This window comes from Chromobacterium sp. Ag138 (assembly GCF_055181315.1).
In genome coordinates this window covers 1,609,119-1,620,513 of the sequence record NZ_JBUPWA010000001.1, presented here as the reverse complement: position 1 = coordinate 1,620,513, position 11,395 = coordinate 1,609,119, and the positions used below count along the sequence as shown (strand labels likewise).

The 11,395-nt window shown below is 66.0% G+C and carries 7 protein-coding genes and 1 tRNA gene; 2 read left to right on the top strand and 6 right to left on the bottom strand.

What is annotated here, in order from left to right:
• Positions 1-937, bottom strand: a 937-nt coding sequence (locus tag ACY3GB_RS07190) for a KpsF/GutQ family sugar-phosphate isomerase (RefSeq protein WP_463088156.1), incomplete at its 3' end; no start/stop codon positions are given.
• A gap of 110 nt (positions 938-1,047) precedes the next feature.
• Here ACY3GB_RS07190 and ACY3GB_RS07185 point away from each other — a divergent pair.
• The gene (locus tag ACY3GB_RS07185) at positions 1,048-3,018 is read left to right on the top strand and encodes a cation:proton antiporter (RefSeq protein WP_463088155.1); all 1,971 of its coding nucleotides are present in this window, start codon (positions 1,048-1,050) and stop codon (positions 3,016-3,018) included.
• Between the two features lie 84 nt (positions 3,019-3,102).
• Here ACY3GB_RS07185 and ACY3GB_RS07180 read toward each other — a convergent pair whose 3' ends face one another.
• From ACY3GB_RS07180 to ACY3GB_RS07160, 5 genes are all read right to left on the bottom strand, one after another.
• Positions 3,103-5,253, bottom strand: coding sequence for an AsmA family protein (locus ACY3GB_RS07180; protein ID WP_463088154.1), 2,151 nt, complete (start codon positions 5,251-5,253; stop codon positions 3,103-3,105).
• A 55-nt stretch (positions 5,254-5,308) separates the two neighbouring features.
• Positions 5,309-5,382, bottom strand: a tRNA-Gly gene (locus ACY3GB_RS07175).
• A 199-nt stretch (positions 5,383-5,581) separates the two neighbouring features.
• Positions 5,582-6,427, bottom strand: coding sequence for a substrate-binding periplasmic protein (locus ACY3GB_RS07170; protein ID WP_463088153.1), 846 nt, complete (start codon positions 6,425-6,427; stop codon positions 5,582-5,584).
• 126 nt (positions 6,428-6,553) lie between these two features.
• Positions 6,554-8,401, bottom strand: coding sequence for a methyl-accepting chemotaxis protein (locus ACY3GB_RS07165; protein WP_463088152.1), 1,848 nt, complete (start codon positions 8,399-8,401; stop codon positions 6,554-6,556).
• Positions 8,402-8,408: 7 nt separating this feature from the next.
• On the bottom strand, positions 8,409-10,394 hold the full coding sequence (locus ACY3GB_RS07160; RefSeq protein WP_463088151.1) for a methyl-accepting chemotaxis protein: 1,986 nt from the start codon (positions 10,392-10,394) through the stop codon (positions 8,409-8,411).
• A 428-nt stretch (positions 10,395-10,822) separates the two neighbouring features.
• Here ACY3GB_RS07160 and ACY3GB_RS07155 point away from each other — a divergent pair, with 428 nt between their 5' ends.
• Positions 10,823-11,395, top strand: coding sequence for a hypothetical protein (locus ACY3GB_RS07155; protein ID WP_463088150.1), 573 nt, complete (start codon positions 10,823-10,825; stop codon positions 11,393-11,395).

Here is an 11,395-nt window from a genome sequence, read left to right as displayed (position 1 = left end):
CGCCGGCCAGCTTGCCCTGGGCGTCGACGACCACCAGGCTGGTGATCTGATGTTGTTTCATCAGGAAGCCGGCTTCGGCCGCCAGCTTGTCCGGCTGGATGGACCGCGGCTTGCGGCCCATCACCTCGTCTATCTTCAGGCGGTAGACGTCCACGCCCTTTTCCAGCGTGCGGCGCAGGTCGCCGTCGGTGTAGATGCCGTGGAGCGTGCCGTCGGCTTCGCTGACCGTGACCATGCCCAGCCGCTTCTGCGACATTTCCAGCAGCGCGTCCTTCAGCAGCGTGCCCGGCGCCACCCGCGGCAGATCTTCGCCGGCGTGCATCAGGTCCTTCACGTGCACCAGCAGGCGCCGGCCCAGGCTGCCGCCCGGGTGGGACAGCGCGAAATCGCTCTGGCCGAAGCCGCGCGCCTCCATCAGCGTGACGGCCAGCGCGTCGCCCAGCGCCATCTGCGCGGTGGTGCTGGTGGTGGGGGCCAGGTTCAGCGGACAGGCTTCGCGCTCGACATGCGTGTGCAGCAGGATGTCAGCGGCCTGGGACAGCGTGGATTCGGACCGACCGGTCACCGCGATCAGCTTGCCGCCCTTCAGCTTCAGCGCCGGCAGCAGCGACACCACTTCGGCCGACTCGCCGGAGTTGGACAGCGCGATCACCACGTCGTCGCCGGTGATCATGCCCAGGTCGCCGTGGGCGGCTTCGGCCGGATGCACGAAGAAGGCCGGCGTGCCGGTGCTGGCCAGCGTGGCGGCGATCTTGCGCCCCACGTGGCCCGACTTGCCCATGCCGGTGACGATCACGCGGCCCTCGCAGGACAGGATGGCCTCCACAGCGTCCAGGAAGTCGCCGTTCAGGCGTTCGGCCAGCGTGTTCAGCGCGGCCGCTTCTTCATGCAGCACTTCGCGCGCCGTTTCCAGCCGGCTGGTGTGATTTTTTTCCATAAGGCAAAAGTATATCAAAGGTTATAATCGATTGACGCGGGTGCTGGTGCAAGTTTTGCTTGGCGGTCGTGTTTTCCGTTGCCAATCGTATCCTGGAGCCCCGACCGCCGATGCATTCCATGGCCCCCATCGTCCTTGTCCTGTTGGCCGCCGTGCTGGTGGTCACCTTGTGCCGAAGCCTGAAGGTGCCGGCCATGCTCGGCTACCTGGTGGTGGGCTTCCTGACCGGCCCGGGGGTGATGAACCTGATCCCGCAGGGCAAGGAAACCGCCTTCCTCGGCGAAATCGGCATCGTGTTCATGATGTTCACCATCGGCCTGGAGTTTTCCCTGCCCAGGCTGAGGGCGATGCGGCAGCTGGTGTTCGGCGTCGGCTTCGCCCAGGTGGCGCTGACCATGCTGCTGGTGGCGATGGCCATCGCCTATCTGACAGGCAGTCCGTTGACAGGTTTCGCCGTCGGCGGCGCATTGGCGATGTCGTCCACCGCCATCGTCAGCAAGTTGCTGGCGGAACGGCTGGAGCTGAACCTGCCGCACGGCCAGCTGGCGATAGGCGTGCTGCTGTTCCAGGACATCGCCGTGGTGCCGCTGCTGATCATGCTGCCGGCCTTCGCCGGCGGCAGCGACACGCTGTGGCTGGACCTGGCCAAGGCCGGCGGCAAGGTGCTGGTGGTGCTGGCGCTGTTGCTGTTCTTCGGCCAGCGACTGGTGCGGCCGTGGTTCCACCTGGTGGCGCGGCAGCGCTCCGGCGAATTGTTCATGATCAACGTGCTGCTGGTGACGCTGGGCATCGCCTGGATGACCGAGCTCTCCGGCCTCAGCCTGGCGCTGGGCGCCTTCGTCGCCGGCATGCTGATCTCCGAAACCGAATACCGCTACCAGGTGGAAGAGGACATCAAGCCTTTCCGCGACATCCTGCTGGGCTTTTTCTTCATCACCGTAGGCATGAAACTGGAGCTGTCGGTATTGTTCGGCCGCTTCGGCGACGTGCTGCTGCTGCTGGCCTTGCTGCTGCCGCTGAAACTGGCGGTGGTGTTCGGCCTGGGCAGGCTGCTCGGCCACCGCTCCAACGACGCGATGCGTTCGGCGCTGGCGCTGGCGCAGGGCGGCGAGTTCGGCTTCGTGCTGCTGTCGCTGGCGTTGAACCTGAACCTGGTGGCCGCGCCGATGGCCCAGGCGGCCATCGCCGCCATCCTGATCTCGATGCTGGCGGCGCCTTTCCTGATCATGCACGGCGAGCGCATCACCCGCCGGCTGATCAAGCAGGACTGGATGCTGCAGTCGCTCGACCTGCACCAGATGCTGGTGGCGAGCATGAGCAAGGACGACCACGTGCTGATCTGCGGCTACGGCCGCAGCGGCCAGGCGCTGGCGCGGCTGCTGGAGGCCGAGAAGATCAATACCTTCGCGCTGGACATGGATCCGGAGCGGGTGCGCGAGGCGGGCGAGGCCGGCGATCCGGTGGTGTTCGGCGACGCCGGCAAGAAAGAGGTGCTGCTCGCCGCCGGCCTGATGCGGGCCAAGGTGGTGGTGGTGACCTTCGCCGACACCCACGCCGCGCTGCGCATCCTGCACACGGTGCGCGAGGCCAGGCCGGAGCTGCCGGTGATCGTGCGCACGATAGACGACAGCGAGATGGACGTGCTCCGCCAGGCCGGCGCCGACGAGGTGGTGGCGGAGGTGATGGAAGGCAGCCTGATGCTGGCCTCGCAGGCGCTGCTGGAGGCGGGCGTGCCGCCCAGCCGCGTGCTGCGGCGCATCCGCGCGGTGCGGGAGGAGCGCTACGACCTGTTCCGCGGCTTTTTCCGCGGCAGCAGCGACGAAACCGAGAGCCTGGAGGAGTCGCAGGTGCCCCGCTTGCTGAGCGTGCAGGTGTGCGGCGGCGCAGCGGCCATCGGCCAGCCGCTGGGCGCGCTGGGCCTGGCCGGCCTGGGCGTGGAGTTGAAGGCGATCCGCCGCAACCGCGTGCGCCGCACCGATTTCGACGACAGCTTCGAAATCTCCCCCGACGACGTGATGGTGCTGCTGGGCACGCCGGAGCAGCTGGCGCTGGCGGAGTCCCGGATACTGCAGGGCGATTGAGCGCGGCAGTAGAGGTTCCGGCGCTGGACGCGCCGGCAGCAAAAAGCCCCGGGGAAGCCGGGGCTTTTTGTTTGCGCCCGGGGCTCAGGGCAGGATGGTGGTGATCTGCTTCTGCAGCTGCTGTTTCAGCGCCTGCTGTTTTTCGCCTTCGGTCTTCTTGCCCTTGACCAGCGCGTTGAAGTCCAGCGCGTACACCGGGGCGTTCAGCGGGCCGGTGATCTTCAGCGGCACGTTGACGCCTTTCAGCCGGACGAACTCCTGCGGATTGGCCTGCACGTCCATCGTGTAGTCGACGATGCTCTGCTTCAGATCCACCTTGCCGCCGCCGTTGACGTTGACCAGCTGGGAAGCCAGCTTCAGGTCCTGGCTGCGCGCCACGCCGCTGTCCAGCTTGAAACTGGTGGACAGCGTGGAGAAGGTGGTCTTCTGGTCGTTTTGCGCGGCGGCGTTCCACTCTTTGAGCTCGGCCGGCAGGTTCTTCAGCGCGGCCACTAGGTCGATGCCGGTCAGCGCGCCGTTGTTCAGGCTGAAGGAAGCGTCGCCGTTGAGCGTGTTGCGCAGCTCGGCGAAGGACTTGCCGTCGGCGTTGATGTCGATCTTGCCGTTGCCCTTGCCGTCCAGGCGGTTGAAGTTGAACAGGTCCGCCAGCAGCGGGCGGATCTTCATGCCCTGCAGCGTCTGCTTCACTTGCAGGTGCGGCACGTCGCGCCGGCTCAGCGAGGCGTCGCCCTGCAGGCGGCCATCGTAGATGTCGGCGGACATCTGGTCCAGCTCCAGCGCGCGCGGATTGATGCGCACATTGCTGGTGATGTGGTTGATGCGGAAGCGGCCCATCGCCAGCTCGCCTATCGCCACCTTGCCGTTCAGGTCGAAGAAGTCCAGCCAGTCCAGCGGGATTTCGTTGGTGTTCTGGAAAATGGCCACCGGATCGCCCTGGGTTTCGGGCAGGTAGCGGTTCAGGTCCAGCTTGCCGATGGACAGCATCGCCTCGTGGCGCGGCTTGATCAGGCCGTACTGGCTCAGCGTGGCCGACACGTCGGAGCCGTCCAGTTTGCCGGCGACGCGCAGATTGAAGCGCGGCTCGTCGATGTCGCCGTCCAGCGCGCCCTCCATGCTGGCCACCAGGCGGCCGCGCGGCAGCGCCGGCGTGGTGATGGTGCTGGTCAGCTTCAGCGGCTGCATCAGCAGCTGGTTCATGCCGGCCAGCGACAGCGGCGCGTTCAGCTTGACGTTGACCTTGCTGGAGCCGGCCAGCCAGTTGAACTCGCCGTCCAGCTTGTCGGCGTAGAGGCCGCTCTCGCTCAGTTTCAGGTTGTCCAGCGCCGCCTGCAGCTGGTATTGGCTGCGGGCGTAGCTGAGCTTGGCGCTGAGCGTGCCGGACGGCATGGTCAGCTCGCGCAGGCTGGCGTTGATCTGCGGCAGGGTCAGCTTGACTTCGCTGCTGGGGCGCTCGCTGGTGAAGCTGACGGTGACGTCGCTGCCGGTGGCCTGCAGCGACGCGAAGTTGAGCTTGTACTGGCCGGCGACGGTCAACTTGGTTTCGCCGAGGCCCGGGATGGTGCTGATCGCCACCGCCTCCAGCTCGGGCAGGCTGACCTGGTCGTCCTGTATCGCCAGCGGGGTGGTCAGCGCCAGCCGCACCGGACGCTTGTCGTCGTCCAGGATGGCGCCGAAACTGACGTCGGCGGTGCCGCGCAGATTGTCGGCGTCCAGGCTGATGTTGGCCAGGCGCTTGTCGGTGTGGGTGAGCTGGTCGGACAGCAGCAGCGTGCCTTCGCGCATGGTCAACCGGTCCAGCTTGAGGACGTAGCTGTCCTGGCGGCGGCGCTGGAACAGGTCGGCGATGTTCAGCTGGCCGTCCAGGCCGCGGCTGACGCCGGCGCTGGGGCCGTACAGGTCCAGCGCCTTGACTTCGCGGTTGCCCAGCAACAGCGGCAGCCAGGCCAGAGACACGCGCAGCATTTCCACGCGGGCGAAGGCGTCGGGCTTGCCGGGCTCGCTGACGCTGAGCTTTTCTATTTCAATGCCGGGGGACGGGAAAACCTGGGGCGTGATGCGGCCGTCGATGCGGACGCTGCGCCCGGTGTCTTGCAGGGCGTGGGTCAGGCTGCTGCGCACGGCAGCTTCGTCGAATTGCCAGTAGATCAACGCGCGGATCAATACCAACAGCAGGACCACGGCCAGGGTGCCGTAGGTCGCGATTCTTAGCCACAGCCGGCCGGAGTTCAATTTCATCGGGATCGCTCGGAGAGGCCATGCATGGAGTTGTCTGGGAGATGCGGGAAGCTTGTGGAGCGGGTGAAGGGAATCGAACCCTCGTCGTAAGCTTGGGAAGCTTCTGCTCTACCATTGAGCTACACCCGCGCGCTTCTAGAGCCCACGAATTTAGCGGGTTTCGCCTGGGTTGGCAAGATTTTGCGGCGCAGCAAAATCACCACTCGGCTTCTGTTTCGCCAAGGCGGCACGCATTGTTTTGCTAAGTGATTGATGCGAAAGGATTCATTTCGGATGGGGGATTCCGCGCGGCGCGCGAGGCCAAACGGCTGGGGGCGCGCCCGCGTTGTCAGCGGCCCGGCCGGTACCACAGCCTGGCGTCGTCCCGCGGCGTGTCTTTCGGCAGCATCGGATTTTCCAGCCGGATCAGCGTCCGGTTGTCCAGCTCGGCGCGCCGTATCGCCGCGCCGTAATGCTGTTGGAAAAACCTGTCGTAGGAGCCGTCCTTTAGCATCAGGCGCAAGCCTTCCTCTATCCGTTTGGCCAGCTCGGCGCCGTGTTCGCGGTTGAAGAAAAAGTAATAGGGCCAGGGGTAGTAGAGCAGCAGCGTCTTATCCACGGCCAGGCCCGGATAGAGGGGCGCGCGGCTGTCGAATTCGGGGAAGATCTCGCCGATGCCGCGCGGAAACAGGTCGAAGCGTTTTTTGTCCAGCATGGAGAACAGTTGCTCGTAGCCGGCTTCGGTCACCTTGATGCCGTTGTAGCGATAGAGCTGGACGTCTCCCCAGCCCAGCCCCTGGCCCACGCGCAGGCGGCGCAGGCCGGCCAGGTCGCGCACGCCGGCGACGGCCGCCTGGCGGTCGGCCGGGATCAGCGCGATCCGGTAGCCGAGCAGGCCCTTGTCCAGCGGGATGCGCACGGCAAGCATTTGCCGTTCGCGCTCTTCGGTGGTGGAGCTCCAGATCACGTCGAGATTGCCCTGTTGCAACTCCTGCAGATAGCGGGCTTCGTTCATCAGCCTGGCGGAGGGGCGCAGCGTGGCGGGGCCGTACTTGGCGTTGGTGTGCTCGACGGCTTCGAGCAGCAGGTCGAGATAAGGCTGGAAACGGGTTTCCGATCCCTGGGGAAAGGCCGGGTAATGGATGATGACGGGCTCCGCCGCCATCGCCGCCGCGGTCCAGGCGGACCAGAGCATGGCGGCCAGCCAGCGGCGGGCCGGGGTGATGGCGCGCGGCTGGGGTTGCGTTGTATCCGGCGGCGTCGGCTTCATTGCTGGGAGACCATGTGGGGCGGTTGCATCCTGTCCGAGTCGGCGCGGGTTTCAGCTTGGCGGCGGCTGCTGGAAATACTCCATCTGCCGGCGCAGGCTGTCGGCGCGCTGGGCGGTTTCATGCGCAGCCGCCGACAGCTCTTCGCTGGTGGCGGCGTTGTCCTGCGACAGATGGCTCAGGCCTTGCATCATCGAGGTGATGTTGCCGACCTGGCGGGCCTGGGCTGACGCGTCCCGGGAGATGCCTTCCACCAGCTCCCGGGTTTCGCGGCTGGAGGCGACGATGGCGCTCAGGCTGGCGCCGGCGCTTTCCGCCAGCTGCACGCTGTGCGCGGCCACCTGGCTGATTTCCTTGGCGGCGCTCTGGCTGCGTATCGCCAGCTTGCGCACTTCGTCGGCAACCACGGCGAAGCCTTTTCCCACTTCCCCGGCGCGCGCGGCCTCGATGGCGGCGTTCAGCGCCAGCAGATTGGTCTGGTAGGCGATGTCGTCGATGATTTCGGTGCGCAGGGCGATGCGGTGCATCGCCTGTATCGCTTTGTCGACTACGCGGTTGCCGGCATCGGCCTGGTTGGCGGCCTCATTGGCGATATCGCCGGTGTGGCTCGCCTGATCGGCCATGTGGAACATCTGGCGGCTGACTTCGTTTACCGTCACGCAGGTTTGCTCGATGCTGGCCGAGGTGTCGCAGGCGCTGGCGGACAGGCTCTGGGAGGCGTTGTTCAGCTGCAGCGAAGCGTTGGCCACCGCGTCGGCGTCGGACTGAACCTGCAGAATCACGGTCGACAGTTTTTCGCCCATCTTGCGGATATGGGCGGCGAGGCTGCGCGTATCGCGTTTGGCCAGCGGCAGGGTGAAGGCCAGCCTGCCGTCGGCCAGCTCGCGCATGCCCTGCGCGACGTCGTCGGGCTCCGCGCCCAGCGTGCGGATGACGTCGCGGGCCAGCAGGATGGATGCGCCTATCGGCAGCAGCAAGGCCAGCAAGCCGGCCAGCGCCAGCCAGCCTTGGCGCCGGGCCTGCTCGGCCTGCTCGGCCGCGCGCTGGCGAATATCGCCCAGCAATTGCCGTTGCAAGCCATACAAGGCGTCGAGCCGCGCGCTGGCCGCCTTGAACCAGACGGCTGGAGAGAGCCGCGGCTCCAGCGCGCCGGGCTCGCGTTCCAGCAGCGCCTCGCGCATGGCTTCGAAGCCGCGCGTGGACTGCAATGCCTGGGCCAGGGCGGAGGGATTGCCGCCATGCTGCAGATACAGCTGTTCGCACAGGGCTTCCTGCGACACTACCCCGCTGACCCGGCGGAGGTCGGCCACCGTCATGCGGCCCGACGACAGCACGCCGTTGACCAGGCCGCGGGTCCGGGCGGTGTACTCGCTTTGGCACTGCAGCGCCGACCATTGCTGCACGCTGGCCCGGATGTCCTCGCTTTGCGCGTCGAACAGCGCCACCACGCCCGACAGCTGCTCTATCATCGTCGAATACGCGGCGAACATTTCCAGCGGGGCGATGCGGCGGATATTGACGCTCGCGCGCAGGCGGTCCAGATGGTCCGCGGCGGGCACGCTATTGTCGATGAAGTCGCGCAGCCGGGGCTTCAGTCCATCGCCGGGCTGTCGGCGCAGCTGGTCCAGCAGCGCCGAGGCTTCCGCGCGCCGCTGGCGCAGCGCGTCCGGCATGGGCGCCGAGGTGTTCAGATAACCGTTGCTGAGGCCGCGCTCGCTTTGCAGCGCATGGATCAAGCCCCCAATCAGCACCACGTTGTCCGCCAGCGTCACATCCTGTTGCAGCTGGCTGGCCGTATGGCGCCGGTCAACGGTATAGGCGGCGCCGCCCGCCAGCAGCAGCATGGCCAGAGGCGCGGTGAGCAGCACCAGTCGATGGACTAATTTCAAACGATAGAGCATGGCTGAATCATTCCGCGAGATGCTTGAAGCGGTCCACCAGCCGGACCAGTTCCCCGGCGGATGCATTCAGCCGGTCTGACAGCTTCGCCACCTCCTGCACCAGCGAGGCGTTGTCTTCGGCCAGTGAAGCGATCACGCTGATATTGGTGGCGACTTCGTTGCTGGCCGAGGTCTGTTCGGCCATCGCGGTGGCGGTGTCCTGGCTCTTGTCGGCGGCGTGGCCGGCTTCGGCGTGTATCTGCTCCAGATCGTCGACGGTGCGGCTGACCAGCTGCAGGCCGGATTCCATCCTGTCCTGCGCCTCCTGCATATGATGGGCGGCGGTTTGCGTCTCGCCGCGGATGTCTTCGATCAGCGCGGTGATGTCCAGGGTTTCCTTGCCGGTGCGCTCGGCAAGCTTGCGCACCTCGTCGGCCACCACCGCGAAGCCGCGGCCCATCTCCCCGGCCCGCGCCGCCTCGATGGCGGCGTTCAGCGCCAGCAGATTGGTCTGGTCGGCGATCTCGCGGATGGCGGTGATGATGGAGCGGATGTCTTCGGACTTCCGCTGCAGCGACCCGATGCGGTTGCCGGCGTCGCCGAGCACCGACGAAGTCTGGTGCATGGCCGAAGTGGTGTCGCCCATGCGTTCGCGCCCATCGTGGACGCTGCGCTGCATCTGCTGGGCCAGGGTCAGCGATTGCCGGGTGTTGCTGGTGACCGATTCTATGCCGGCGGACATCTGCTCGACGGCGGCGGCGATTTCGGTCGCCGACTGGCTTTGCGTTTCCGAGGCCTTGGCCGCCCGCTCCGCGATGTCCAGCATGCTGTTGGCGGCATCCACCAGGGTATGGGCGTTGCGGTTGACCTCGTTCAGCGTGTGCGCGAAAGCGTCCACCAGATGGTCGAAGGCCTGGCCCATGCGGGCGATTTCGTCATGGCCGCGGATCGTCGCCCGCGGGCGCAGATCGAAATCCCGGCTCATCGAGGTCATCAGCACTTCCAGCCGCTGCACCGGCAGGTGGATGCCGCGGTAGATGGCGAAACCCAGGCTCCCCAGCAGCAGGATGACCAGCGCGGAGCCGCCCAGCGTCAGCGTCAGGTCCGAGCGCGCCTGCGCCACCTTGACCGCCACCATCTGCGCCATCTGCCGCAGCAGCTGGTCTTGTCCGCCCTTCAGCGCGTCGATGCGCTTGGTGGTGGCCTGGAACCACGCGGCCGGCGCCACGCCCACCGGCTGGCCCAGGAGCTGGCTCATCACTTTGGCGCGCAGCGCCTGCACGGCGCGGGTTTCGTCGCCGCCGTCCAGCGCCTCCTTCTGGCTGCGGAGGGCATCGTCTGCGATCAGTTTGAACTGGCTGGCGCAGGCGTCCTGCTTGGCGATCAGGCTGGCCGCCTGCGCGTGGCTTTGCTGGTTGAGCACGCCGGTCTGCAGCAGGCCGTTGACATAGCCGCGCTCCCGTCCCGCGAACTCCTTCTCGCATTGCAGATTGAGCAAGGCCATGGTGCTACGCAGCAGGTCGCCGTCGCTGTTGGCTTGTGCCAGCCGGGCGATCAGTCCGATCAAGCCGTCGATGTCCTTGGAATAGGCGGCGAAGGCATCCGGGGCGGCGATGCCGCGCTTTTCGATGTCCGAGCGCAGTTGAGCCAGGCCTTGCAGCTGGCTGTTCAGCGCGCCCAGCGTCTCTTTCAGCCGGCTGTCGCCCAGCTCGCCGCTGGCGGAGGCGAAGCTGGCCAGCGACTTGTCGCCGTTGGCGCGAGCCGCCTGCAGCGGCGCAGGCGGCGCGGCGGCTTGCCCGTTCAGAAAGCCGTTGCTGAGGCCGCGTTCGGTCTGGAGGTCGTGTATCAGTTGGCTGGAGTCGCCGGCGATGGCGATCAGCCGGTTCGAGCGTTGCAGCTCGTTCAGGGTTTGCAGGCGGTTCAGCGACAGGATGCCGGCGAGGCCTATCAGGGCCAGGGAAAAAGGCAACAGCAACAACAACAGCTTGCTGGCGATCGATAGCCTGGACAGCATGCGTTTCTCCCTTTTGGGGATGATGGAGTCTGGGTGCCTGGAGTGTGGGCATCGGATTTCACTATAGGCAAAGTTGCCGTTGCGGCTTTTGGTAGATGGAAATCCGCTCGAGTCATTTGCCGCCGGTCCGCGCTCAGCTTGGCGGGGTTGTTTCAGCGCAGGCAGGCTGGCGCATGGCAAGCGGCTGATTTGTAAATTCTTGATGACATAAAGTTGCCTTGGGAATATGCTGAAAGGTTGTTTGCTGTTTTTTGGCATGGTGAGCGTCCTGGGGAGGGCGTTCGCGCGAAGTCGAATATGGGAAGAGGCGCTTGCCTGTTTCCGGGGAACATGAAGAGGGTGGGCCGGGCGGGGTATATGGGGTCTCGGGAAGCATTGCGAATGTTGCGGACCGGGCGGCGCATGTATTCTGTTTAGGTGGTGGGCAAATGCACAAGATATTGCAAGTACTGTTGTGGCTGCCGTTGGCGGCTTGTCTGGGCATGCCGGCGTTCGCCGCGGAGGCGGTGAGGCCGTATCAGGGCCCGCTCAAGTGCGCGGCGTCGGAAATGGCTGACATGTGGCTGGACCAGCGCCTGGGCTGCCTGAAGTCCGGCAGCCGGTTCATCGTCAACGCCGCGGGGGCCGAGGGCGCGGTGCAGGACATGGCCTACGTGGTCAACGAAGCCATCTATGACAAAGATTTTTACCTGATCAACAACCGCAAGGTTCGCTATTTCCAGTCTTTCTTGTGCGTGCGCAACCATCCTCAGGGCGTGCGCTCGCTGTTTCTGTCAGGCGATCTGGCCAATGCGCTGGAGCTGAACAACCTGGGCCGCAAGCCCGCCGGCATCGGGCCGACTTCGGTGAACATCTCGGGTGGCGACAGAGCGGGCGGCGTCGCGACCACCTGCGATCCGGCCAGGCATCCGCTGATCGTCGACTACAGCAGCGGCAAGGTGGAGTCGGTCAATCCGCTGGCCCTGCAGACGCTGCAGGTGTACGAGCTGCCGTACAACTGA

Excerpts from the sequence above, each read along its gene's own strand:
- ACY3GB_RS07185 (WP_463088155.1), top strand. The coding sequence starts at position 1,048 with ATGCATTCCATGGCCCCCATCGTCCTTGTCCTGTTGGCCGCCGTGCTG.
- ACY3GB_RS07180 (WP_463088154.1), bottom strand. The coding sequence starts at position 5,253 with ATGAAATTGAACTCCGGCCGGCTGTGGCTAAGAATCGCGACCTACGGC.
- ACY3GB_RS07165 (WP_463088152.1), bottom strand. The coding sequence starts at position 8,401 with ATGCTCTATCGTTTGAAATTAGTCCATCGACTGGTGCTGCTCACCGCG.
- ACY3GB_RS07170 (WP_463088153.1), bottom strand. The coding sequence starts at position 6,427 with ATGCTCTGGTCCGCCTGGACCGCGGCGGCGATGGCGGCGGAGCCCGTC.
- ACY3GB_RS07155 (WP_463088150.1), top strand. The coding sequence starts at position 10,823 with ATGCACAAGATATTGCAAGTACTGTTGTGGCTGCCGTTGGCGGCTTGT.
- ACY3GB_RS07160 (WP_463088151.1), bottom strand. The coding sequence starts at position 10,394 with ATGCTGTCCAGGCTATCGATCGCCAGCAAGCTGTTGTTGTTGCTGTTG.